At 40.4% G+C, this 24,000-nt stretch carries 22 protein-coding genes and 2 pseudogenes; 6 read left to right on the top strand and 18 right to left on the bottom strand.

Features of this window, described 5'->3' with window-relative positions; translation table 11 throughout:
• Nucleotides 1-141: 141 nt before the first annotated feature.
• Nucleotides 142-276 carry a hypothetical protein gene (locus KO511_RS22450; RefSeq protein ID WP_289847789.1) on the bottom strand — a complete coding sequence of 45 codons (135 nt, stop codon included), beginning with the start codon at nucleotides 274-276 and terminating at the stop codon, nucleotides 142-144.
• A gap of 105 nt (nucleotides 277-381) precedes the next feature.
• Here KO511_RS22450 and KO511_RS12495 point away from each other — a divergent pair, with 105 nt between their 5' ends.
• Entirely contained in the window at nucleotides 382-1,140 is a 759-nt protein-coding gene (locus KO511_RS12495; protein ID WP_215987747.1) for an isocitrate lyase/PEP mutase family protein, read from the top strand.
• A 154-nt stretch (nucleotides 1,141-1,294) separates the two neighbouring features.
• On the opposite strand, the gene KO511_RS12490 is transcribed toward KO511_RS12495, so the two are convergent.
• Nucleotides 1,295-2,347 carry a trypsin-like serine protease gene (locus KO511_RS12490; RefSeq protein WP_215987746.1) on the bottom strand — a complete coding sequence of 351 codons (1,053 nt, stop codon included), beginning with the start codon at nucleotides 2,345-2,347 and terminating at the stop codon, nucleotides 1,295-1,297.
• A 432-nt stretch (nucleotides 2,348-2,779) separates the two neighbouring features.
• Between KO511_RS12490 and KO511_RS12485 the strand changes: the two are divergent.
• Nucleotides 2,780-4,272: pseudogene (locus tag KO511_RS12485) on the top strand (lytic polysaccharide monooxygenase).
• 209 nt (nucleotides 4,273-4,481) lie between these two features.
• Here KO511_RS12485 and KO511_RS12480 read toward each other — a convergent pair.
• Nucleotides 4,482-4,652: a DUF6435 family protein gene (locus tag KO511_RS12480; protein ID WP_215987745.1), complete on the bottom strand. Its 171-nt coding sequence runs from the start codon at nucleotides 4,650-4,652 to the stop codon at nucleotides 4,482-4,484.
• Nucleotides 4,653-4,922: 270 nt separating this feature from the next.
• On the opposite strand from KO511_RS12480, the gene KO511_RS12475 reads away from it, so the two are divergent.
• The gene (locus KO511_RS12475) at nucleotides 4,923-5,549 is read left to right on the top strand and encodes a lipase family alpha/beta hydrolase (RefSeq protein WP_215987744.1); all 627 of its coding nucleotides are present in this window, start codon (nucleotides 4,923-4,925) and stop codon (nucleotides 5,547-5,549) included.
• 60 nt (nucleotides 5,550-5,609) lie between these two features.
• Here the strand turns inward: KO511_RS12475 and choV are convergent, their stop codons facing one another.
• The 6 genes from choV to betI are packed head-to-tail and all read right to left on the bottom strand — an operon-like array spanning nucleotide 5,610 to nucleotide 12,449.
• Nucleotides 5,610-6,794 (bottom strand): choline ABC transporter ATP-binding protein, encoded by a 1,185-nt coding sequence (gene choV, locus KO511_RS12470; RefSeq protein ID WP_215987743.1) that lies wholly within the window; start codon nucleotides 6,792-6,794, stop codon nucleotides 5,610-5,612.
• 2 nt (nucleotides 6,795-6,796) lie between these two features.
• Nucleotides 6,797-7,639 (bottom strand): choline ABC transporter permease subunit, encoded by an 843-nt coding sequence (gene choW / locus KO511_RS12465; RefSeq protein ID WP_215987742.1) that lies wholly within the window; start codon nucleotides 7,637-7,639, stop codon nucleotides 6,797-6,799.
• Nucleotides 7,640-7,687: 48 nt separating this feature from the next.
• Nucleotides 7,688-8,626, bottom strand: a complete 939-nt coding sequence (locus tag KO511_RS12460; protein WP_215987741.1) for a choline ABC transporter substrate-binding protein — start codon at nucleotides 8,624-8,626, stop codon at nucleotides 7,688-7,690.
• Between the two features lie 28 nt (nucleotides 8,627-8,654).
• A complete protein-coding gene (gene betA / locus KO511_RS12455) occupies nucleotides 8,655-10,355 on the bottom strand; it encodes a choline dehydrogenase (protein ID WP_215987740.1) in 1,701 nt (566 codons plus the stop codon).
• 24 nt (nucleotides 10,356-10,379) lie between these two features.
• On the bottom strand, nucleotides 10,380-11,840 hold the full coding sequence (betB, locus tag KO511_RS12450) for a betaine-aldehyde dehydrogenase (protein WP_215987757.1): 1,461 nt from the start codon (nucleotides 11,838-11,840) through the stop codon (nucleotides 10,380-10,382).
• A gap of 12 nt (nucleotides 11,841-11,852) precedes the next feature.
• On the bottom strand, nucleotides 11,853-12,449 hold the full coding sequence (gene betI, locus KO511_RS12445; RefSeq protein WP_215987739.1) for a transcriptional regulator BetI: 597 nt from the start codon (nucleotides 12,447-12,449) through the stop codon (nucleotides 11,853-11,855).
• 292 nt (nucleotides 12,450-12,741) lie between these two features.
• Between betI and KO511_RS12440 the strand changes: the two genes are divergently transcribed.
• Nucleotides 12,742-13,263, top strand: a complete 522-nt coding sequence (locus KO511_RS12440) for a GNAT family N-acetyltransferase (RefSeq protein WP_215987738.1) — start codon at nucleotides 12,742-12,744, stop codon at nucleotides 13,261-13,263.
• Between the two features lie 37 nt (nucleotides 13,264-13,300).
• Here KO511_RS12440 and KO511_RS12435 read toward each other — a convergent pair whose 3' ends face one another.
• From KO511_RS12435 to KO511_RS12400, 8 genes and pseudogenes are all read right to left on the bottom strand, one after another.
• Nucleotides 13,301-14,518 carry an HNH endonuclease signature motif containing protein gene (locus KO511_RS12435; RefSeq protein WP_436840224.1) on the bottom strand — a complete coding sequence of 406 codons (1,218 nt, stop codon included), beginning with the start codon at nucleotides 14,516-14,518 and terminating at the stop codon, nucleotides 13,301-13,303.
• 184 nt (nucleotides 14,519-14,702) lie between these two features.
• The gene (locus KO511_RS12430; protein ID WP_215987737.1) at nucleotides 14,703-15,623 is read right to left on the bottom strand and encodes a hypothetical protein; all 921 of its coding nucleotides are present in this window, start codon (nucleotides 15,621-15,623) and stop codon (nucleotides 14,703-14,705) included.
• A gap of 53 nt (nucleotides 15,624-15,676) precedes the next feature.
• Nucleotides 15,677-16,068: pseudogene (locus KO511_RS12425) on the bottom strand (RidA family protein).
• A gap of 2 nt (nucleotides 16,069-16,070) precedes the next feature.
• A complete protein-coding gene (locus KO511_RS12420; RefSeq protein ID WP_215987736.1) occupies nucleotides 16,071-16,484 on the bottom strand; it encodes a GNAT family N-acetyltransferase in 414 nt (137 codons plus the stop codon).
• 120 nt (nucleotides 16,485-16,604) lie between these two features.
• On the bottom strand, nucleotides 16,605-17,174 hold the full coding sequence (locus tag KO511_RS12415; RefSeq protein WP_215987735.1) for a 4'-phosphopantetheinyl transferase family protein: 570 nt from the start codon (nucleotides 17,172-17,174) through the stop codon (nucleotides 16,605-16,607).
• Between the two features lie 220 nt (nucleotides 17,175-17,394).
• Nucleotides 17,395-18,012 carry a hypothetical protein gene (locus KO511_RS12410; RefSeq protein WP_215987734.1) on the bottom strand — a complete coding sequence of 206 codons (618 nt, stop codon included), beginning with the start codon at nucleotides 18,010-18,012 and terminating at the stop codon, nucleotides 17,395-17,397.
• 417 nt (nucleotides 18,013-18,429) lie between these two features.
• The gene (locus tag KO511_RS12405) at nucleotides 18,430-19,170 is read right to left on the bottom strand and encodes a PhzF family phenazine biosynthesis protein (protein WP_215987733.1); all 741 of its coding nucleotides are present in this window, start codon (nucleotides 19,168-19,170) and stop codon (nucleotides 18,430-18,432) included.
• A gap of 250 nt (nucleotides 19,171-19,420) precedes the next feature.
• Nucleotides 19,421-21,106 carry an amidohydrolase gene (locus tag KO511_RS12400; protein ID WP_215987732.1) on the bottom strand — a complete coding sequence of 562 codons (1,686 nt, stop codon included), beginning with the start codon at nucleotides 21,104-21,106 and terminating at the stop codon, nucleotides 19,421-19,423.
• A 196-nt stretch (nucleotides 21,107-21,302) separates the two neighbouring features.
• Between KO511_RS12400 and KO511_RS12395 the strand changes: the two genes are divergently transcribed.
• Together KO511_RS12395 and yqfB are read left to right on the top strand one after the other, a co-directional pair.
• Nucleotides 21,303-22,502 (top strand): DEAD/DEAH box helicase, encoded by a 1,200-nt coding sequence (locus KO511_RS12395; RefSeq protein WP_215987731.1) that lies wholly within the window; start codon nucleotides 21,303-21,305, stop codon nucleotides 22,500-22,502.
• Entirely contained in the window at nucleotides 22,499-22,822 is a 324-nt protein-coding gene (yqfB, locus tag KO511_RS12390; protein WP_215987730.1) for a N(4)-acetylcytidine aminohydrolase, read from the top strand. The genes KO511_RS12395 and yqfB overlap by 4 nt, the downstream gene beginning before the upstream one ends.
• Nucleotides 22,823-22,860: 38 nt before the next feature.
• On the opposite strand, the gene KO511_RS12385 is transcribed toward yqfB, so the two are convergent.
• Nucleotides 22,861-23,643 (bottom strand): substrate-binding periplasmic protein, encoded by a 783-nt coding sequence (locus tag KO511_RS12385; protein ID WP_215987729.1) that lies wholly within the window; start codon nucleotides 23,641-23,643, stop codon nucleotides 22,861-22,863.
• Nucleotides 23,644-24,000: the final 357 nt, after the last annotated feature.

The raw sequence follows: 24,000 nt of genomic DNA, 5'->3' as shown, positions 1-24,000 counted from the left end.
CCTTTAAAGTTAAATAGAGCGGAAGATAATAACGACAAACTACAACACTGATATATAAGGTGGGAAGCGATTGTAAATCAATGTGTTAGCGGTTTTATTGTTAGTTTATAGACTCATCTAAGCGGAGAAGAGCCCTTCTAGTTATCCATTATTTGCTAACCTTTCATCTTTCCTAAATGGCTTTTGTCCAAAACCAAGATGGTTATCGTTAATAGCTAACACTAATGCTAAACGATCCCCCCATAGAAACAAAACAAAAACCAATAGGTTTTTCATTAATACCACTATCATTCAATTCCGAAAGTGGCGAACTCTGCGACTGCACTATTGCTAGCATACTCCTGAAGTCATCAAGTCCACTAAATATAAGGAAGGCATAAAATGTTTAAGAGTATGCATAATATGGAAAATCCGTTGGTTATTTGTAATGTTTGGGATGTTGCGAGTGCGACAATCGCCCAGAACAGCGGGTTTTCAGCGATTGGCACCTCCAGCGCAGCGATAGCAAAAAATCTAGGTAAGGAAGACGGAGAAAATATTTGCTTTGAGAGCCTATTATCGATTGTAGAGATAATTAGTAAATCAACGACCTTACCTTTAACTGTTGATATTGAATCTGGTTACGGACATACGCCGGAGGCTATAGCGGATAATATCATCGAACTGGTCAAGGTTGGGGCTGTAGGGATAAATATTGAAGACAGCATTGTTGTAAAAGGAGAAAGAGAACTTCGTGATGGAATCTTATTTGCAAAAATACTAGAAAAAACCCGAAAGCGACTTAGCGATAAAAATATTGAAGTCTTCATTAACGTGAGGAGTGACGCCTATCTACTCAATGTCACACACCCGCTCGAAGAGAGCATTGATAGAATCCGAAAATATCAACTAGCAGGTGCTGATGGAATTTTTCTACCATGCATCAACACCTCCAGCGATATACAGTCAGTGGTTGCAAGTACAGTACTTCCAATCAATGTAATGTCTGTTCCAAATCTGCCTACTTTTTCAGAACTCAAAAACCTCGGCGTAAAACGCATTAGTATGGGCAACTTTGTACACGAAGCAATGCTTGCTTCACTGAGTTCTATGTTGATATCAATAGGTCAGGATCAATCTTTTAAAGGGTTATTTCAATAGTCTAAAACTTTCCAAAAATAGCAGTGCCGATGGAGTTATTCAGCGGCACTGCTCTCGCTATAGTGTGATTAGGCTAATGGTTATGAGGACACACTCCATAGATACTTGAAATACTCACAAGCGTGTCTCCAAATTCCTTTAAATGGCTTATCAGTTAATTGTTAGGAAATACAATTGCTATGTTTGTATCCGTTTCTGCCGATGTTAAGTTATCAGGAAAAATTATCTCTCTATGTGTAGGCTCTTCTTCTGATGTTAAGTGATTAGGTACCACACGGGTCTGAATATCTTTAACTGTTTCTACAATCCAATTAAAAGCTCCCTCACGGCCCAAGCCTTCATAGAAAGTTGCCACATTATGTCGTGCCGAGTAAATGTTAGTGACCGTACTGGCTACCCCATAAATTTTTCCATCAAATATAAGAGGACTTCCGCCATCACCTCGAGTCGCTCCATACTTAGTGACAAAACCGCTACTTTCGTCTTGTGAATACTGAGGATGTGAGGAGGGAAGAGATGGATTCTCAACACTGATAGTGTATTGTGTTTGGCTTATCGGTTCTCTTCGGTTTTCAAAAGCCCACTCCAAATAGTTACACCTAGCCTGATCGCCATTTGTACTTGGTTGGTTGTAGTAAACATTTGAATAATGTGGCGAGTTAGGGCATTCAGAGAAAAAAGCCTCTATATAATAAGCCTTAGAGTTTTCTTTGGCGGCTACTTTCGCAGGGATGGGCATTTTTTTTAATTGACCAGAAGAATAACCCAGTGGGTAGACTTTAGCATCCAGTGGAATTTCGCCTGCTGCAACTGGAAGAAACTCAACATTATTAGGAGTACCTTCAAGTTCCAAAATTGCGATATCGTAGTACTGGCCTGGCTCGTCAAAAGTGTATAAGTCATTAGCAAAGTAATGTTTAACTACCTTTTTGCTTTCACCATTTTTCGTTCCATCATTATCCACAGAGTATAAAAAATGAGCATCCATATTATCGACAGCGCAATATGCTGCGGTTAAAACAGTATTTGGAGCAATAAGCGCCCCACTACACGTAGTTCCACCAGAGGCAGTGGCTAAGTACACCATATAAGATTCATCTTGAGGGTTCACTTCTATCCCATTATAAACAGCGTAAACCTGAGAAGAGTATAACGCAGCAACGGTAACGACTGGAATAAGGGAAGACAGTATATGTTTTGTTTTCATAGGTACTCCTTTTTATTATTTTGATATGCATATAGAAAGAGTGATATTTAAATGAAGTCACTCTTTATTTAAAGTATTTCATTTAAATAACTTCGTAAATTAATATTTACTTAATTTAGAATTAACCAAATCTAATAGTTTTATTTTACATCATGATTTGAATTTTATTATTAAAAAACAGTAGAGATTAAAATAAAAAACCTTTATATACAAAGACTTAACTAGCGAAGAAATAATCACGTCAAGTTTGTAATTATTTCATTAATTGCGACATTAATTCACTTATTTAATTAAGTGGCTTTTCAAATAAAATGCTTCAATTACCTTAGCTACCCCTCCCTTTTGATAGAAGTGAATATAGCAATGCCACTCTATTTAAAAGGTTAAACACAACCAAATAATCACTTTTAAATTAGAATGGGATATAAGGAAATGGCACCAAGCAAACATATTTCAAGACTTACAATAGGCGCATCACTATTATCTTTTTTACCAATTCATGTCTTTGCTCATGGTTGGTCCGAGTTCCCCAAAGCTCGGCAAGCCATCTGTCATGAACAAGGAGGATTATGGTCGGGGAGCCCACCCAATGCAGCTTGCGCAAACGCCATGGAAGTGATGACTAGCGAAGGTCGTTCTAGCCAGTATCAGTTCGTTCAACAAAATGAATACTCAAAAAACGTTAGAGATTATAGAAACGATGCTGCGGTAAGAGAAGCAATTCCAAATGGCACCTTGTGCTACGCTAATGACCAACAAAAAAGTGGCGTTGGAACCCCACACCCTGCTTGGACACGGACTGAAATAAATACTGGTACATTCGAGTACGTATTTCACGCAACAGTATCTCACAATCCTTCCTTCTGGGAGTTATACCTGACCAAGTCAAACGCAGATCTTTCTAAGCGCCTTGCGTGGGAGGATCTAGAGTTAATACAAACAGAGGGAAATATAACCGCTGACGACGAGAAAAAATATCGCATCAATGTCACTATTCCATCGGATCGTTCCGGTGATGCCATACTCTTTGTACGCTGGCAACGTGTTGATGACGGCGGTGAAGGATTCTATAACTGCTCGGACATTACAATTAAAAATGCTAATACAGATACACCGCCTAATGAGCATGTCCCACAGAAAGATTTAAGCCGCATTGCTTCTTTTATACCCGATGGTTTCCAAGCCCCAGAAATTGGAGACACTGTAAAATATGACATCATTGATAGAAGTGGTGAGGTGACACGCAGTTTCGATATTAGTGTGAACTCAGCTAATATAAACGCTTGGGAGCGCCTTCTTGCTGCTGAAGTCAACGGTTGGCACGATACCTATCATAATGGCTCTGTTTTTATTGGTGATTGGCATGAGGAGATGCAGCATTACATGTTCTTTCAAAATGATTCAGCCCGAAATTTCTTTAACGCCAAAGACAGTCAAACTTCAGGGCTAATAAGTGTTTCTCGAAGTGACAACAACAGTACCCATAAGGTATCAGGCCAACTTTATGAACTATCGAAAAGTGACAACGTCATCAAGGCTGGCGATAAAGTCGTAATAATCATGGACGACAATGCAACGCTCACTCAAATCCAGGGCTCTCCTACCCAGATAGAAAACAATGGATCTTCTTCTATCATCGTCAACACCAACTCTATTACTCAAAATGAAACTTTAACTTTCTCTGCTAGAGACACAAACAGCAGCCAAGTTGAAACCTTTACCTTCGAAGTTATTGCAAATGTTGTTGATACTACTCCACCGCTGGCAATAAGTTCAGGTGACAGTTGGAACCGTTCAAAAACATACATTGGTGGAGAAATTGTCACTTACGCAAATGGCAAGCGCAATGGTGGGTTCAAGGAGGAGAAGACCCAGAAGAGACCTACAACAACAATATTTGGGGTGTTTGGAGACCAGTAAATTAATGTCCATCAGGTAATACATTAAATCAATTAGCCATGGCACGCGTTTTACACCATGGCTTTCTTACCATTATTTAGTACCGAGGCTTTGCACTCTATTTTTGAAGTAATCTACACCGCTAGATGCATGCAATATTGCTGTAATGCTTTAGTTCACGATTTAACTCATATCATTACCTAGCAGAACTGCTACAACCTCAACGTAATGGGATTTATGTAGACGCTAAGCTCTTTATCTTTATATACAACTCTTCAGCCTCTGCTGTAAGCTGCGAGTAAGTCCGAATATCACCTCTGCGTTGAGCATGCATTGCTTGTTCTAACAACATTGAGTGGCGTTTTGTAAGCTTTATAACTGGATTACGTTTGAAAAATGAGAACATTTTTAGATACCTTTATTACGTTGTCCTTTTTCTACGTAAATTTCTAGACTCTAGTTCACAGTGACATCCATTATCAGCCTAGAAAATCGAGCTGAACATTTTTTCGATACAATCGCTTCCAATTCAATAAAAACCTAACTCAAAATTATACAAAAACACATTGATCCAAATAGTATCTAGACAAGCAATGAAACCGCTGTGATATCCATGCTGGATCAACTGGGTCAGAATTGGCACAATGGACCTAGGCTTTTATAAATAAGGGCACCAATGAACATTGTTATTCTTCATGGACTTTATATGCATGGCTTAGTCATGAAGCCGCTTAGTCAAAAGCTGCGTTCATACGGTTATGATACAAAAACGGTTAGCTACAACAGTCTAGCGATAGATGAAAACAAGGTGTTCGAGGTGATTGACCATGCCTTGTCGCCCTCCCAAACCAATGTATTGGTCGGGCATAGCCTTGGCGGCCTTATTATCAAACATTACCTTACTTCACGCACGCCAACCCCTAGCTGTATTTCCCACATTGTTGCTGTAGGGTCACCGCTGCAAGGCGCTTCGATTGTCAATCGAATTCAAGATTTAGGCATGGGGGCGGTGCTGGGCAATGCACCTGAATTTGGCCTTAAGCAGCATGAAGATAACTGGCTGCATCCACAAAAACTTGGTAGTATTGCAGGTACACTGGCAATAGGTGCACGAAGCTTATTAATGATGGGAGATAATACTCTTTCGGATGGCACTGTCACAGTGGAAGAAACCAAAATCGAAGGGATGACTGATCATATCGAAATGCGCAGCGCGCACACCAGCATGATATATAACTCTGTTGTGCCAAAACAAATCGACCACTTTATCAAAACGAATAGTTTTATACATCGCAACAGATGAGAAAATTAACGTGCGGTTTGCAAGAAAACCAGCGCCAAGCTTGAAGCGCTGGCGCTATCATCATGCCGCTTTATAGCTATGTTTGCCGAGTAAACCAGAATAAAAATCGTTGTCATCAAGCACGCCAACTAACTCCCCGCCTTCGACCAACAAAATTGGTTGCCCACTGAGCTGCTTTAACTTAATCGCTTCTCGCATACCAATATCTGGGCTGGCAATCACTACACTTTGTTTTGAAATATCGTCTAATTTTACTCTCTCATCTCGCCAATCTATTAACCTGAGAGACGTTTTATCATCTAGATAAAGCTGGCTATCACGTGCTTCTACCCATACCTTTTGTATTGGGCAAATTTGCATTCTCGCCGCTTCTCGCTCTAATTCACTCACTGGTTGCATTAACGAGCGACCTTTAAGTACGTTAAGTGGATTAGTATGCGCCACAAAATCTTTAACATAATCATTTTCAGGCGCTAAGACTATCTCTTCCGGCTTGCCATGCTGAATCAATTTACCCGACTCCATAATGGCAATATTGTTACCAATTTTGAGCGCTTCATCGAGATCGTGGCTAACAAACAAAATGGTTTTGTTGAGTTTTTTCTGCAAGGAAATAAGTTCATCTTGCAGTTGAGCTCGAATTAATGGATCAAGAGCTGAAAAGGGTTCGTCCATTAATAAAATATCAGTATCCATCGCAAAAGCTCTTGCTAATCCGACTCTTTGCTGCATACCTCCAGACAGCTCATGAGGATACTTATTCGCCCATTCAGAAAGCTCGACCATGGCTAATTGCTCGCGCGCTTTATCACGCCTTTGAGCTTTAGGCATGCCAAGCATCTCAAGCCCAAAAGCGACATTATCCAGTACTGTCAGCCAAGGCATTAAAGCAAATTTTTGAAAAACCATCGACACTCTATGAGTGCGAAGATCGCGCAAGGTATTTGAATCACATGAAGATAACTCGACTTGGCTATTGCCATCTTTAACTTGTAAAGAGCCGCGAGTAATAGGGTTTAACCCATTGACAGCGCGAAGTAAACTCGATTTACCTGAGCCAGATAGCCCCATCAACACGCAGATTTCACCTTCTTTAACACTCATGGTGACGTTATCTACCCCCACCACTTGCCCAGTTTGTTCAATGATCTCTTGGCGTGTTTTGCCTTCATCTAGCAATGATAATGCCTTCTGTGATTGCTCACCAAACACCACATCAAGGTTTTGAATCGAAATGGCATCCATGATTACACTTCCTTTTGATTAGGTGATTTACACAAACGATCGAGAATTATTGCCACTAGCACAATCGCCAGCCCCGCTTCAAATCCTTGGGAAATGTTGACTGTATTGAGTGCTCGTACGACAGGTTTACCGAGTCCATCAGCCCCTACTAATGCAGCGATAACCACCATAGATAGTGACAGCATGATACATTGGGTGACACCGGCCATAATACTCGGCATGGCAGCTGGCAATTCAACTTTAAACAACAACTTTCTTTTACTAGCGCCAAATGCTTGCCCTGCTTCTATGAGTTCTTCTGGGACTTTTGTGATCCCCAAATAGGTTAAACGGATTGGCGCGGCAATAGCGAAAATAACCGTTGATATCAGCCCAGGAACAATACCTAAACCAAATAAAACCAATGTTGGAATCAAATACACAAATGTCGGAACAGTCTGCATTAAATCGAGGATTGGCCTTAGTAAGCTGTATAGCCACGGCCTATGAGCCGCCATAACTCCTACTGGAACACCAATCAACACTGACATCGTCGTCGCAGCAAACACTAATACAAAGGTCTCTAGCATTTCCTGCCAATAGCCAAGGTTTAAAATCATTAACAAGGCAGAAACCACAAATAAAACCAGCGGAATACTTCTATGCAAATACCAAGCAATGGCAGCAGTAGCTATGATGGGGACTTCTGGCGGCATCCATTTAAATATGTCGACAACAGATAAAATGACAGTTTCAAGAAAAATAGAAATGGCGTCGAAGAATCCAGCAGCGTTAATCGTTAACCAATCAACGCCTTGTTCCATCCATTGACCAAAAGGGATTTTGTTGTTTGTAATAAAATTCACAATACAGCCTTATTTTGTGGAGCGGGCAACCAAGCCCGCCAAATAACCTTATGCGTTAGTATTTATGTAATCAGCCACCGCCTTGATAGCATCTTCACCTGAGAGAGTTTGTACACCATTTAGCCACTGATTCAGTTGGTTAGGATTGTTTTTAAGCCATTGCTGAGCTGCTTTAGAAGGTTGCATTTTTTTATTGAGTATGTCTTCCATTAACGCGCTTTCCATTTCGAGATTGAACTCAAGATTTTTGAGTAGCTGACCAACATTTTTGCATTCATCGAGGTAGTTAGATCTGACGTTAGTATAGATATTCGCCCCACCGTAATTAGGACCAAAAAAATCATCCCCCCCTGTAAGATACTCCATCTCAACGGTTTGATTCATCGGGTGAGGAGCCCAACCTAAATAGACGATCCACTGATTTCGTCGAACCGCACGAGCCACCTGTGACACCATACCCGCTTCACTCGACTCGACGAGGTTAAAGTCTTTAAGGCCGAACGCATCCTTGTCTATCATCGACTGAATCAGTCGGTTGCCATCGTTACCCGGTTCAATACCATAAATTCGGCCTTTGAACTTGCTAGCATTTTTCATCAGATCAGAAAAGCTTGTAATACCAGCCTCATAAACATATTTAGGAACCGCCAAGGTATACTTTGCCCCTTCAAGGTTGGCTCTTACCGTTTCGACGGTTCCTGCTTGGCGATATTTGGCAATATCTGCTTCCATAGTGGGCATCCAGTTACCCAAAAACACATCAATATCACCATTAGCTAGAGAGGAGTATGTCACTGGCACAGAAAGTAAATCCGTCCTAGTTTTATACCCCATCCCTTTGAGTAACTCACTGGCAACCGCTGTCGTTGCAGTAATGTCGGTCCAGCCTACATCAGCAAATCGAACTGTAGAACATTGATTAGCATAAGAACTGACTGTGGTGACACTTAGAGCAATCATCGCCAGCGACTTTTTTAGCATAGTCATAATGGTTTCCTTATCATTATTAATCCCCTCAAACATGAGGTTGTACCTCTCGCTTAGGGGCATTTATTCTTTGTTGTTCTTCCCAATCAGGCGCTATCCATACAGGTAGCTCCTTACTTGTTATCAAAGGCTGACCCAAAATTAAATCAGCGGCACGCTCAGCCACCATGATAGTTGGCGCATTAAGGTTGCCGTTGGGAATCGTTGGAAAAATAGAGGAATCAACCACTCTTAACCCTTCAATACCGCGAACTTGGCATTGTGAGTCTAAAACCGCCATAGGATCATCGTCAGCCCCCATTTTACAAGTGCAAGATGGATGATACGCACTTTCGACATTTTGCTTCACCCATTCATCGATAGCTTGATCACTGGTGATGTGTTCGCCGGGCTGAATTTCATGGCCTCTATATTTATCCATCGCAGGTTGGCCTAAAATTTCACGTGTTAGGCGTATACAATCTCGCCAATCTTGGCGGTCTTGCTCGGTAGAAATATAGTTAAACTCAATCTCTGGTTTATCTTTGGGATTGTTTGACGTAATCGTTATACGACCCCGACTTTGAGGCTTATTTGGGCCAACATGCACCTGAAAACCATGCCCATCAAAAGCAACTTGACCATCGTAGCGCATAGCGGCAGGTAGAAAATGGTATTGGATATTGGGCCATTTAAGACCTTTACGCGAGCGGATAAACGCGCATGACTCAAAATGATTCGTCGCACCTAAGCCTTTGCGCGTCAAAATCCACTCAGCACCAATCATACCCTTGCTGATTAAACCAAGTTTACTGTTAAGCGTAATAGGTTGGTTACATCGATACTGAAAATAGACTTCAAGGTGATCCTGAAGGTTCTCACCAACACCAGGTAAATCATGCTCAACCTGTACCCCTGCTTTTTCAAGCACGGCCGCTGGACCTATGCCTGAGTGTTGCAAAAGCTGAACAGAACCGACTGAACCTGAACTAAGTATGACTTCTTTATTCGCAAAGTATTGCAAGGTCTTACCCCTGCGTTCAAGCTCAACACCTATCGCCTTTTTATTTTCTAGCAATACCTTATGTACCTGAACACCTTTTAATAGCGTCAAATTAGAGCGCTCCAAGGCACGCCTTAAGTAGGCGTTAGAGGTTGATGCCCTTACTCCATTATCAACCGTCATATGCATAGTGCCAAAGCCTTCTTGCTGATAACCGTTATAATCTGAAGTGGTTGGGTAACCCGCATCTTCCCCCGCTTTAATAAACGCTTCATACAATGGGTTGAGCGTCATGTTGTTACCACTGCATGTTCCTAATGGGCCTACGCCTCCTCGGTAGTCATCTTCGCCTCCTACCCATGTTTCTGCGCGCCTGAAATAAGGTAAGCAAGATTGGTAATTCCAACCTTTTGCACCATGTTCTTCCCATTGATCAAAATCACAAGCATGGCCTCTCACATACACCATACCGTTAATAGAAGAGCTGCCACCCAGTACCTTTCCTCGTGGACAATGCAGTTTGCGGCCATCTAAGCTTTGTTCAGCAACCGTTTCGAACTGCCACGCATACTTTTCCGTATTCATCGGATACGACAACGCCGTTGGCATTTGGATAAAAATGCTTTTATCACTACCGCCCGCTTCTATAAGTAATACCTGATGTTGACCACTTTCTGAAAGTCTATCTGCTAGCACGCACCCTGCCGAGCCAGCGCCAATGATGATATAATCGTAGCTCTGTTTCATAATTACCTCTCAGATAGCATTTACCTAGGCATAAGGACTTTCATATGAACCAAGTTCGACCAATATGCTTTTAGTCTGAGTATAATGGCGCAAGGTTTCTGGCCCATTTTCTCGACCAAGACCCGAATGTTTGTATCCGCCGACTGGCATTTGAGCCGGTGAGTCACCCCAAGTATTAACCCAGCAGATCCCAGCTTCTAGCTGGTGAATAACTCTGTGTGCTTTAGCCAAGTCTTGGGTAAATACACCAGCCGCTAAGCCATAGTCAGTGTCGTTCGCTCTTTGAATAACGTCTTGCTCATCTGAAAACTTAAGTACTGACATCACAGGGCCAAAGATTTCATTTTTAACATGTGGCATATCATCTAAACAATCAAAAAAGACCGTAGGGGCGACAAAATTACCTTTCGCTAAGCCATTGTCTGTAACTTGATATCCACCAGTCAGAAGCTTGGCACCACTTTGCTTGGCAATCTCGATTGCCTCTAAAACTTTATCTAGATGCTGCCGAGAGATTAACGAACCAACTTGAGTATCCATATCCATAGGATCGCCAACAATAAGCTTCTCCGCTCTTTGCTTTAACTGACTCAAGAAAGCGTCATACAGCGATTCATGGACATAAAGTCTTGTTCCATGGGTACACACTTCACCTTGAGTATAAAAGTTAGCCACCATGGCAGCGGATACCGCATCATCCAATTTTGCATCGTCAAAAATAACCATGGGTGATTTACCGCCAAGTTCCATGGTCACTTGCTTAAGTGTCGCGGCACTATCAGCCATAACGGCCTTACCCGTACTTGATTCACCAGTAAATGATACTTTGGCAATGTCTGGATGAGCTGTAAGCATTTGTCCAACTCGATAATCACCTTGCACCACATTAAATACACCATCGGGTAGCCCTGCTTGAGTATAAATTTCTGCCAGCTTTAGCACTGAAAGTGGCGTTTCCTCAGATGGCTTAAAGATCATCGCATTACCCGCCGCCAAAGCAGGTGCTGATTTCCACATCGCAATTTGAATCGGATAATTCCAAGCACCAATACCTGCGCATACCCCTAATGGCTCACGTCGGGTATAGAAAAATTGGCTTTCACTCAAAGGCTGTTGCTCACCCTGCATACCAACGGCAAGTCCGGCGTAATACTCAATCACATCCGTACCTGTCACAATATCAACCTCAATCGCTTCTTGTAGAGGCTTTCCCGTATCGGCAACTTCCAATGCAGCTAACTCATCATTACGCTGACGCAGAATATCAACCGCCTTTAGCAAAATTCTGCTGCGTTCAACTGGCGCCATCGCCGACCATACTTGAAAGCCTTTTTTTGCCGACTTAATTGCCGAGTGTAAGTCGTCGATACTTGTTTGACCTATTTCGGCTAATGGCTCTCCATTTGCAGGGTTATTGGTGATAAAGGTTTCACCTGATGTCGCATCACATGCCTGTCCATCGATATATTGAGATTTCATGTCTATTTACACTTTTCGTTATTTTCTTGAGTAAAGATTCAGTTGGTTATCTAAATAATCATTAATAATCAGCCGAGCTCTGCTGGCATCAATACCGCACGGATTTAGTGTTCCTCTCAACCAAATACCGTCAATAAGAGCCGCAATACCATGAGCAACAATTTCTGCCTGTTCATTTTCAAACAAGGCTTTCAACTCCGCTTTAAGATGAGATAGCAAACGCTTTTCGTTGACTCGCTGAAGCCGCTTAAGCTGAGGGTTATGGATGGAGTAACACCAAAAAGCCAGCCAAGTTTTTGCCACTTTGTTCTCAGCCTGATAACCAACGAAATTGCCATCGATAATGGCATTAATTCTTTGGTGATGTGCGTTTTTGGGTAATTGACTAAGACGTGATTTCACCGTGTAAGAAAGCTGGCGTAGCACTTCTCTCATCGTCTCCTGCAGTAAGCCTTGTTTGCCCCCGAAGTAGTGATTAATAATGCCCGTCGATACGCCCGCTTCCTTACTAATTAAAGCAACACTTGCAGCGTGTAAGCCAACTCTATCTATCACAGACATGGTCGCATTCACCAACTGAGGTTTTCTAATATCAGGCATCCCTACCTTCGGCATTAACCATCTTCCTTTTTTAATTGAACGTTCAATTAAAAATAACATGCCAGAAAATTAGTTAGTGTTCAAACTAATTTTTACAAAAGTGAAACATGGGCCCATTCTCAGTTCATATAAATATTGGGGGAATTATATCTATACAATTACATTTTCTTGTGATTTATTTAAAAACACTTGATATTTGGGTAAATAATAGTGAGGATATAAGCTAATTACAGATTAACACTTTAAACATCTTGTTTGACACACCAAAAAATAATAATTAGAACACTAACGATAGTAATGTTTTCATATGATTTTTGAATTTTCAGATCCTGCAAACCAAAGCAATATAATCACCCCTTCTGGCCTGATTTTTATGCCTATTTCAGTCGATGATGCTGAGCATTTATTTGATGCTTTCAATGCTAAAGCCTTCCATCCCGATTTAGTACTTTCAAAAATTAATACGCTAGGCAAAGCGGAGCAATGGTGCTCAAAACGGTTGAGGGACTGGCAAACCAGTGAGTGTTTTGTATGGACCTGTCGACACCAAGAAAATTTGTCATTTATCGGTCAAATTACTCTAACTCCCCGTGATAAAGATTTTGCATTGGCGTATTGGGTTATGCCCACTCAAAGAGGTCGCGGCTATGCGACAACTATGTGCAATGAGGTACTGGCGTATATTCGCAATAGAGATTACCAAGGAAAAATTTGGGCTGGAGTTCACACATGGAACAAACCCAGTATTAACGTTTTGTCTAAGCTTGGATTTGAACAGATGGAATCCCAAGATGATTTAATCAGGGAATTCCATCTAAAAATTAATTAAACGCAGCATACTCATGCACTTTTAGAAAATCTGCATTCTAGTTTCCCCAGATTCTCTGAACAAACTCTGGGTGATCAACAAAAGGGTTGCGGTTGTTCTGAAATTGATAAACCGCATCATTACGATCTCGCTCTTTTTGATTAACAGGATCACTGGCATGCCAACGCTTAAACATCTCAAGAGCCCAAGGTTCAAAAACCGAACCCTGAGTACCATTTAGCACCGCATCTGAGCTACTGGTATTGCCTTCCCAATGGGCAATTTCGTGTTCATAGCGCGTCGCCATATAGAAGTATACTCGAGCTAAATCACCTTTGAATTCATCAATCGGTTCAAACACAATCCCAGAATAATTCAAGTCATTCGCAGCATAGCCAAGTTTAGAGCCATTAGAGGATTGATAGTTAGATGTATCGACTTCACCAAATGGCCAATTTCCCCGTTTGGAGTTCACATAGCCATCAGATGCAAACAGGTGATGACCGTCTGAGTTCATCGGAGCAACTTTACCGCCAAACCAGCTTTTAGGAAAAGAGTGCTCGCGGTTATAACAATCACCCTCACGGCGGTATTGACCGCATTGATCAACCCTAGCCACATAATTAATCGAATCTGGCCCTGATACATTTTCAGAATAGATATCGAGGATACTGCCATCATTCTCGTAATAACGGTCTATATCTGTTGATTTCACCAAACGCCATACCGCAGAATAACCTTGAGGCTGGTGATGTTTAATGATGTTATGTAATGCAGTTTTAAGCTCGTAACCAGATTTACCCTGCGCAGATTGATAATAGCCTTTGCGGTTATCGTTTCTTTCCCCTAAAGCAAAGCCATGTTCAACAGAGCCAGAAAATGCACCGCCAGAAGCTAATATCTGCCTGTCAGAACTTAGACTGTAAGAGCCTTCTCCGAATTGGCAACACATACCATCATTCTCTGAGTCAAGAACCTCAAATGAGTAGTCCCCAGGTTCTAAGCACATGATCTGTTGGTAGCGCTGGTTATTGCCGTAACCTGAGCCAGTAAACAGGCTCTGGCCTTGGCTATTTTTAATTCTCCAGCTTGTTTCTGAGCCATAATCATCGGTAACAAGATCAAGGGCCACATTGTGATGCGAACAAATTTCGGTAGATTGGTTCGTGGGCTCATCAACTGATTGCAAAACCAAGGGTGAGGTATTGACGTTAGCAAAAGCACAACAGGGAAATAGAAATAACAGACAAACATATTTTTTAAACGGTGAGTTCACTATGCTTCCTTTTGAGTTAACAAACTTGCAACATAACTTACGTGATAGCCGTCCAATGACAAATACATAGTTTATAAATATAAGTGATAGAACAACTTATGAATTAGAAACTTTTACCTACATCGCAACTTATTTACTTTTCACAGCGGTTCATCACCGACCGAAGCGCAAAGAATCTTTTATATTATTGATTGAGCCAGTCATGAACTAGGGATACAAAATCTGGATGGATCAAATAACCTATAGACGCATGAGGGTTAGAACGTCCTTCTCTAACAGCCAAGTTGTAGATATGAAAATCATCGATTGGTGCGCTGAGCAAACCAAATGTAGACATCTCTGCATAATCATTACTTACTCGGCTATCATGTGAAATAAAGTCGTCTTCTGCAGCAAAGTTACACCACCTTACGATGTTGGTTGGGTATTTTTTATACCCTTGGTTCTGGCTTCCTTTCAGGTGTTTTTTGATATTCTCATCCGCCAGAGGTGATCCCAAAGTAACAAAAAGACTCACTTTTTTACGCGAGCCATAGACACGCCGATATTCGCCGTAATGTGAAAGCTTCCATAAATTGTCAAAGCAAATCATAGAGCCTAAACTGTGCCCGACAAGCATAATCTCATCCCCACTGTCTAAAGCTTGTTTTAGCACTGGCATTAAGCGACTTCTGACATCACTGCCATAGTAGGAATCACAATTCCAATAGTGAGCCATATCTGGAGCGACAAGTTTAATTAAAGACGTGGCGATGCCTAACTTACCAAGTGGTGCGGAAAACAAATCAGCTAATGCTTCTTTGAAAAAACCGGCTTGAGTTAAATCCTGATAAGAAGCCTTAGTAAACTGATGCTTAGAGTACTTTTTTAGATTTTCTAGTGATTCATTGCGTATCGCGGCATGTTCAATCGGCTGTTGTAAAAAATCATTGGATAGGTCACCGTAATAAACAAAGTCTTTATTGACCGATTGAAACTGCTCCATTGCCTTGAGGCCAAAATCCCTGAATAAGCCATGATTAATCGCTTCATACCAAAGTTGCTGTAAGTCCTCTTTAGATGGTTTTTGCGCACGGCCATGTATGAAAATTATCCTTTTTGCCATCAATTTACATCCTGTAATATTGAGTTTTAAACGTGTTACTAAAAATAGAGTTTCTATATGTTTCCATGCTTGTGACTAAGCGCGGCAATTGCCTCGATTTCTATTTTTAAATCAGGGTGAATTAATGCGGACACTTCGACTAATGAGCAAGCGGGTAGCTGCCCTTGGTAAAACTCAAACAACTGCTCTCGAATTAACGATAACAAGGTTATGTCCGTAACAAATATGGTCAATTTTATTAGATCAGACCTCGAACAATCTTCATGATCAAGCACTTGCGATATCTGAGACAAAATTTCCATCGCTTGCTCAGTTACCCCTCCACACTGAGCATCTGTACCAAATGCTGTCAGTCCGGAAATATACAGAGTCTGATTGTGCTTTGTCGCATGCACATAAGGCCTGCGATAGCAGGTAAGAAATCATAACTGCACTTTTTAATCATATTTATTGCTCTACTGGCTTAAACTTTTTTGTCATGCCTTGGCAAGACGGTGAGACCAACCTGTAGCCCAATTTTTCATAAAACTCAGGCTCATCAGCAATCATTGACACATATGAACCTTCAAGTGCTACTGAAGCCAAATAACCATCAATACATCCCATTACTTTTCTTCCAAGCCCATTGCCTTGATAAGCTGGGTCAACTGCCACATCGACGACTTCAAAATTACAAGCCCCATCGCCCACGACTCGTCCCATTGCAACAAGTAACTGACCATCTCGGATTGAAACGGCATACAAGCTATTTGGTAAAGCAATAGTGGCAGCCTTAAGAGACTTTGCTGATAATCCAGCTTTTACACGTAGTTCGCAGAACTCTCCGGGACTTGGCGTAATTTCTTTATAGTTCAATTCCATACGATTTACCCTTTCTAAAATAGGCAAAAAGGATACACCAAGAAACTGTATAAAAAAACAGTTACCAGTACACATTTGCAATACTATGAATTTGTTAAATTAACCGCAAGAAATACACAACTAGTGGAATATATACGTTACTATGCCATCAGGCAACATCTTAAAATAACCTTTAATTTCCCAACCTTGATCAAATTCATCACCAAAGCTCGTCAAAAGCTCAATAGTAAAGCGTCCAGATGCAACATCCATACTGCTAACCCTGGCTTCATCAAAACCAAAGAATGTTTTAACATGCGGATAGAGTGCTTTATAAAAACTCTCTTTTGCAGAAAAGATCAAGGTTACGCCTTGTTCAAATGAAATCGAGCTCTGTGAAAGCAGCTGTTTTTCATATTTATCAAGGATCTGCCCCGAAAGTTCATCAGCTAACTGAGCCTTGACCCAATGTTCAAAATCAATACCAAGAAATTGATGATATTTCTGCTGAGCCAATGCCGCTGCCACAAATCTATCTGAATGTGTTATTGAACCAATCAAGCCTTTCGGCCATATAGGAGAGCGATCTTTATGTGTGCCAATTTGAGGCTTGGTTCCATTTATCCGAGCTATCGCTTGCTGGGCAACAATACGCCCAGCAAGATACTCAGCACATCGCTTATCAACCGCACTTTGCAAGCTTTGCGGCATATCAACTCCATAATGTTGAAACAAACTTTGACTATATGAACTCACATCAAAACCACTATATTTGAATTCAATCGTGCTCGGCAGCTCTAATAAGCAGATTTTGGATGGAATTAGGAAATCTTGGTTATTCAAATTATTTACTTTTCAACTATTCATTCAAAAGAGCTTAACTTAAAAGCTAAGCTCTATTAATTCGTTATACAGCTGTTGATTTTAACACTTAATACATTTGTTTGAATACCTGTTCAACTCTATCCAAACCGCGAACCAGTGTCTCTCTTTCTATTGTCAGAGGAGGCAAGAATTTTAAGACACTATCATTGGCACCACAGCACTCTAACAACAATTTTTCTTCAAACAACTGCTTAGACACAAATTTTGCGACATTCTTTTCTGGGATTTCAAGTCCCCAAACCATACCACGACCTCGAGCAGACATATTTAAGCCAGGAAATGCTTTTACCCATTGGTGTAATCGCCCCCCAATAACCTGTCCTTTATGCTCTACTTCGTTTGAAAAGTCTCTCTCCTGCACTAATGCTGCAATCAAAATCTCCATATCATGGCTGTTACGGCTAATAAGAGTAGTAAAAATAGAGAGTATTAACGTCGATAAACTCACATCTAGATCGGCACATAAACACTCTAGTCTTAACACCATAGGCTCTGCTAGCAGGTTTGAGTATTGCTCCATAAAATCTTGACTATGTGGTTTGCGAATAAAATCGAGTGGCAAATTATGCGTCATTTCCCTTGTGTCGAACTTATTCCCTGATTGTTCCAATTCCTTTTGAGCGCTCAGATTAAAATTAACCGAATGCATAGTCTTATTATTCAAAGTATATCTCCTGGTGGTGATTGCATCATGACTATCAAAGTCAGCAGCCACCTAACAATTAAATTAATTATTTTCCCTAAATTTTACAAATGATACTTTTTATAAACAAAACTTTAAACTTTATAACTGGTATGAGTTACATATATTTGTAAAAAATTAGAAATAAAATTGTCATCTAAGGTAAGAATTAATGGATAATAATATTTTTGTTTATAACATTGGTGGAGAATAATTATTTCATCAGTCGAATAATTTATATATATGTAGGTTTTTTTTCATACTTAAATTCATTACAATAAATTTAAGTATCATTAAAATAAATTACAGAATTTTTTAAGATTATTTATGGGGGTGGTATTTTATATGATTATTTTGCATATAGAAATAAACATTTAGAAAATAATTATGGAGTAAAAATCAACGAAACGATACTTGGGCAAATACTTTAATATATTCATCTGATATTCTCTCAACTTCAAAATACCCACCAGCATGGGAGAGCTGATTTACAAATAAATTATCTCTACCAAGCTTAGCAAACCAATAAGGAGCGAGTGAACATTGTGCAGACCCGGTAGCAATATCTTCATCAATACCAATTTTGGGAGCAAAGTACCTCAATACATAACTATTATCGCCATTTTGAGAAGTTATCATCAAAGCATGATGGCTGTTCATTTTCGCAATCTCTTCAAGGTTTGGGCTATAGTCAATTACTGATTCAACTGAAGGTAGAACAACAACTAAATCACGAGTTGAGAATACATCTATAGTTGCAGGGAAAGATTCAATCACATCCTCATAATTAGGTAGTGAATTGGCAGTCCAACTCGGTAAAATAAGGCTATAGAGACTACCTTGCTTAGAGATAGTTACTTTCCCATACACACTATTAAAAGTGATTTCAGTCAACATGTAGCGGTTAAGCATAACAGCACCGGCTGCCAAGCTACCATGTCCACATAGATTAATTTCACCAGCTAGTGCAAACCATCTGATATTATAATCACCTAGTGTATTTACCACAAAAGCAGTAATTGGCTGATTTAAATTTCTAGTAATTTTAACTAATTCATCTTCATTTAACCATTGCTCAAGCTCGACGACACCACATGGGTTTCCAGCCGCAGATTTACTGACAAATACATCACATATCATTTTTTATAACATGCCTCTCTTTGAAGTTTACCTTAAAAAATTATTGCCATTTACCAAATGGTAAATTTAACTTAATGTTATATTATTTACAAGGAATTTCATCTCTATGATTAATCATCACAATAGACAAGATTTTATTTTATAGTGTATTAAATAATTAAAATAAAATTTCATTTGAGAATTTATTCTTTATATAGGAATAAAAATTAGACTATATATTTTAATGACCAAGTGGATTAACTGGCAGTAGTCAGTTCTGATGCTGCTGATTAAAATCAAAGACAACCTTGCCATCAACAATGGTCATCCATACTTGTGCTTGTTTAATTTCTTGTATTGAACTGTGACTAATATCTTGAGATAGAACCACAAAATCGGCTGCCTTTCCTATATCAATAGAACCTGTTAAATCATCTATACCAAGACTTTTGGCTGCATTAATCGTATAGCTATCTATCGCATCTTCAATACTAGGTAAGCCCGTTTTACCCATAATAACGCTATTTGTAATACTCACTAGAGGGTTGATGTCATGAACATTCCAATCACTGCTTAATGAGACATTAACACCAGAGTCAAAAAAAGCTCTGAGATTCATCATTGTACGGGCTCGGTTTGCACCGATAAATGCTTCAGCCCATTGATGGTCATGATAAGCAATATAATCCGAACCCACTTGAAAGTCCGCATTAACCTCCAATTGGGGAAATCGCTCTATATCTTTCGGGTTAACCAATTCAACATGCGTAAGGGTATAATTTTTCTTCCCTCCTTTCTCACGCACTACTGCAATAGCATCCAAGGATTCACGAATAGCTCCATCTCCAATTGCATGGATATGCGCACCGTACCCAATGTTGTCTAAAGCTTCTAACCATTTCTCCATGGCTAAAGGACCAATGTAATTAATGCCATTTGGGTACGTAGGAATATAAGATTGAAGATAAGGATTAAGCACTTTAGCCGTCGTATTGACTATTATCCCATCACTGTACATTTTGACCTGATCCACCCATAATAATCGCGTGTGATCTGGAGACCATATTTTTTCCAGAAACGATAACTGGTTCTTCATTGATTCATCAGGATAGATCCATGGTCTAAGCGACACTCTAGCCGTTATATCACCTCGTCGTTCAGCCTCTTTCCATACCTGATACCATCCTCTCCTCCAATAAAGCCGGCCATCGCCAATAGTCGTAATACCGTGGGCTCGAGCTTCGTAAAGACCAGCCATCAGGCCTTCATAGCTTTGGTTAAACTGCCCTTTAATACTGTTCCAAGCCAGCTCCATGACCATATCTCCAGCGTTATCAAGTAAAATGCCGTTGAGTGAGCCTGTTTGTTTATCTTTAAGGTACTTTCCACCCTTTGGATCAGGGGTATCGATCGTAATACCCGCTTTTTGGAGTGCGATGGAATTCACCCACATTGAATGTGAAGTCTGTTCCATGATGATAACAGGCTGGCTGGGAAATATAGCATCAATGACTTCAAGAGGCGTGCGTTTATTGTCCTCGACCAACAACGACTCAATTGAGTGGCCATAACCGATGACCCAGTTACTTTTAACACTATCCTCACGGCAAGCTTTTAAATATGGTACCTGTTGCTCCAAATTCGCACTCATACTTAATTCACATTGACCACCTACCTGAGAGGCTGCCTCAAAGATATGGTTATGATTGTCAATAAAGCCCGGCATAACAAACCCACCTTCCAAATCCACTCTTTGAGTCAATGGAGTTATCAAGTGCTTTAGCTCATCGTGAGTACTAACGGCAAGAATCCTGCCATTCATAATTGCTACAGAATCAGCAAACTGATGCCCATAAATATGTGCATTCATTAGAACCATATCAGCAGTTTCAGTGGCATGAGCACTAATACTTAAAGCTGCGCTCATTAAGAGTACCGGTAAGGATTTACAAATCATTACTTTTTGTTCCTTATAATCACATTCTACCGCAAAGAAGCAGCTTAAAGTTAGATCTAAAACTAGCCTAGTTGGCCGTTATATTTAGTCAAAAGCAATAATGCATCTGCAAATAATCAGTCTACGCAACACTTCCAACATGTTAAACTTGATACCAAACGCAGTTTTACTCTGCTCTTACTAATTGAGTGTATAGATGTCATTCTCGAATCTCGGCTTAAGCCAACCTATTACCCAAGCGATAGAAAAGATTGGCTATGAAAAGCCTACTAATATTCAAACACAAGCCATACCTACCATTTTGCAAGGCGAGGATCTAATCGCAGCAGCTCAGACAGGCACTGGAAAAACAGCAAGCTTTGTTCTACCAATGCTTGAGAAATTAAGTCTAGAAAGCACACAGCGAAAAAAACGCATTCGTGGGTTGATCTTAACGCCAACTCGAGAACTTGCTGCTCAAATTGAAGAAAAAATCCAAGTATACAGTCAGAACCTTTCTCTTACTTCGCTGGCCATGTATGGTGGCGTCGATGAGAAAAGCCAAAAACAGGCGCTCATTGATGGTGTCGACATCTTAGTCGCAACACCCGGCAGACTGCTCGATATGTATAGTCAACGCGCGGTACATTTTGATGAGGTAGAAATACTGGTTCTTGATGAAGCAGATCGCATGCTAGACATGGGCTTTATAGAAGACATCAATAAGGTTCTTAGCCGGCTCCCCAAAGACATTCAAAGCCTGTTATTCTCGGCAACCCTTTCCCATAAGGTTCGTGACTTAGCCAAAACTGCCGTGCATAACCCATTTGAGATTTCTATAGCCGCTCACCACGCATCAAAGAAAAATATTGAGCAATGGTTGATTACCGTCGATAAAGACAAAAAGTCATCTCTTCTCAGCCATTTAATCAAGGTTAATAACTGGGACCAAGCTTTAATATTCATCGAGACTAAGCATGGTGCCGCCAAACTCGCTGAACAGCTCGAGAAACGAGGGATAGAAGCCGAAGCTTTCCACAGTGGACGAAGTCAAGCTGTTCGCTCTAAGCTTTTAGAAGATTTCAAAGCTGGTATCATTAAGTTTATGATTGCTACTGGTGTGGGCGCTCGCGGTATTGATATTGAAGGGCTCAATCGTGTCATCAATTATGACCTACCTTTTCCTGCGGATGAGTATATCCACCGTATCGGTCGAACTGGTCGCGCGGATGCACAAGGTGAAGCGATATCGTTTGTCTCTAAAGACAATTTTAAAAATTTATGTATGATCGAGTCTCGTCTAGGGCATTTGCTTGAGCGCCGTGAAATTGAAGGGTTTGAACCACGTAAGCCAGTGCCAGTATCTATTCTCAATTACGTTCCCAAAAACAAGCGTAAAAGGGAAGATGAACAATGAAGGCACCAACCTGTATCACTTTTTTTGAGTCTTTAATGCCGCTTATTACCTCTGGTAAAAAGACCATTACAATTCGTGACAAGTCTGAGTCTTACTATACACCGGATAGCTTGGTTGAAGTGTTTACTTTAGAAACAGACAAGAAAGTGTGTGACATCAAGATTGTTTCGGTTGAGTCTCTTCACTTTGACGAAATCAATCACTACCACGCAGAGCAGGAACATCTGCCATTGCCCAAGCTAAAAAAGCTTATTCGCGATATCTACCCTAACAATGATGACTTGTTCATGATTAGATTTGAGTTAACCGGTTCAAGTTAATGGAATAAACCGCTATTAAGGTAGCGGTTTATATGCTTTTACTCAAAGGTAGATTCACATTTGATTCTCATACTCTCAAAGTATCCGTAAATAATAGTCTCGTAGCGGCCGTCCTGTCTCATCTCTGCAAGTACTTCATCAAAACGGTTCAAAAGGACTTTACGATCGCGCTTTTTAGAAAAAGCAATATAGCTCGGAGTTGCCTCAATGGCAGGGGATAATATTTCGATAGCTTTATCTAAACTTTCTTGTACCAAGATATTTCTTGCTCCAAACTCATTGTTAACCCATATATCTGCTCGTTTGGTGCGAATTAGATGGGCGCATTCTTTAGCACTGTTTCTTTTAAAAACAGCCCTAAAACCTCCTTTAGCGATCTTCATATCCATTCGTTTACCATAACTAACACCATTAACAACACAGAGAGCGATATCAGATACATCACCTACCAGAATTTCATCAGGTCGATAGCCGCTACCACGTAGCGCCATTAAGCTAATATTCTGCACAAAAAGTACGTTTTTACTATAATCTGCGAATTTTTCTCTTTCAGCATTTTTAAAGGCAGTAAAAATACCGTCTGCCTTACCTCGTTCAACTAAAGCCAATGCTCGTGCCCAAGGAAGGACTGTAATATTGACAGGTGTTTCAAGTTGATGAAATATATAACTGACCAGTAGCACGGCAACACCTGTCACTTGATCATTTCGTGTTTCAATATACGGAGGATATTCAAGAGTCACTAGCTCTACGGGTTCCGCCGCCGCAGATCGAATTGCGAGTAACGTGAACAAGAGTATAAAAACTCGTACCTTTATCATCCGGTCTCCTCCTAAACACCTAAACGTGCAGGATTGGGGCAAAAAAAATGGGAAAATAGCTGGCAATTCAGTGTTATTTTTACTTTCCCTAACGTTAATAGTAATATTTTTAGAGAATATCGCCTGATTTTTTTACCCAGAACAACAAATATCTTCAATCTCAAGCCTAAAATATTCTCTTAACCAATTTATTTCACCACTTTTAAAGCAATCAAAGTAATTGTTAACCAATGATATGTTGAAGCCTTAGCTGTACTTTTAACGTCAAGATAGCAAACGGCTATTGATAATATAGCCATAAACTGTTTTCTATACCTGCCCATGCCAACTATGCTCATTTCTAGGTACGCGATCTTC

The sequence above is a fragment of the Vibrio hepatarius genome, assembly GCF_018860525.1.
GTDB classification, from domain to species: Bacteria; Pseudomonadota; Gammaproteobacteria; order Enterobacterales; family Vibrionaceae; genus Vibrio; species Vibrio hepatarius_B.
This window is presented reverse-complemented; position numbering and strand designations above follow the sequence as displayed.

Excerpts from the sequence above, each read along its gene's own strand:
- KO511_RS12385 (WP_215987729.1), bottom strand. The coding sequence starts at position 23,643 with ATGATAAAGGTACGAGTTTTTATACTCTTGTTCACGTTACTCGCAATT.
- KO511_RS12405 (WP_215987733.1), bottom strand. The coding sequence starts at position 19,170 with ATGATATGTGATGTATTTGTCAGTAAATCTGCGGCTGGAAACCCATGT.
- yqfB (WP_215987730.1), top strand. The coding sequence starts at position 22,499 with ATGAAGGCACCAACCTGTATCACTTTTTTTGAGTCTTTAATGCCGCTT.
- betA (WP_215987740.1), bottom strand. The coding sequence starts at position 10,355 with ATGAAACAGAGCTACGATTATATCATCATTGGCGCTGGCTCGGCAGGG.
- betI (WP_215987739.1), bottom strand. The coding sequence starts at position 12,449 with ATGCCGAAGGTAGGGATGCCTGATATTAGAAAACCTCAGTTGGTGAAT.
- KO511_RS12495 (WP_215987747.1), top strand. The coding sequence starts at position 382 with ATGTTTAAGAGTATGCATAATATGGAAAATCCGTTGGTTATTTGTAAT.
- KO511_RS12420 (WP_215987736.1), bottom strand. The coding sequence starts at position 16,484 with ATGGAATTGAACTATAAAGAAATTACGCCAAGTCCCGGAGAGTTCTGC.
- KO511_RS12440 (WP_215987738.1), top strand. The coding sequence starts at position 12,742 with ATGATTTTTGAATTTTCAGATCCTGCAAACCAAAGCAATATAATCACC.
- choV (WP_215987743.1), bottom strand. The coding sequence starts at position 6,794 with ATGGATGCCATTTCGATTCAAAACCTTGATGTGGTGTTTGGTGAGCAA.
- KO511_RS12395 (WP_215987731.1), top strand. The coding sequence starts at position 21,303 with ATGTCATTCTCGAATCTCGGCTTAAGCCAACCTATTACCCAAGCGATA.
- KO511_RS12415 (WP_215987735.1), bottom strand. The coding sequence starts at position 17,174 with ATGCCGCAAAGCTTGCAAAGTGCGGTTGATAAGCGATGTGCTGAGTAT.
- KO511_RS12480 (WP_215987745.1), bottom strand. The coding sequence starts at position 4,652 with ATGTTCTCATTTTTCAAACGTAATCCAGTTATAAAGCTTACAAAACGC.
- KO511_RS12490 (WP_215987746.1), bottom strand. The coding sequence starts at position 2,347 with ATGAAAACAAAACATATACTGTCTTCCCTTATTCCAGTCGTTACCGTT.
- KO511_RS12475 (WP_215987744.1), top strand. The coding sequence starts at position 4,923 with ATGAACATTGTTATTCTTCATGGACTTTATATGCATGGCTTAGTCATG.
- KO511_RS12430 (WP_215987737.1), bottom strand. The coding sequence starts at position 15,623 with ATGGCAAAAAGGATAATTTTCATACATGGCCGTGCGCAAAAACCATCT.
- KO511_RS12400 (WP_215987732.1), bottom strand. The coding sequence starts at position 21,106 with ATGATTTGTAAATCCTTACCGGTACTCTTAATGAGCGCAGCTTTAAGT.
- KO511_RS22450 (WP_289847789.1), bottom strand. The coding sequence starts at position 276 with ATGAAAAACCTATTGGTTTTTGTTTTGTTTCTATGGGGGGATCGTTTA.
- KO511_RS12460 (WP_215987741.1), bottom strand. The coding sequence starts at position 8,626 with ATGACTATGCTAAAAAAGTCGCTGGCGATGATTGCTCTAAGTGTCACC.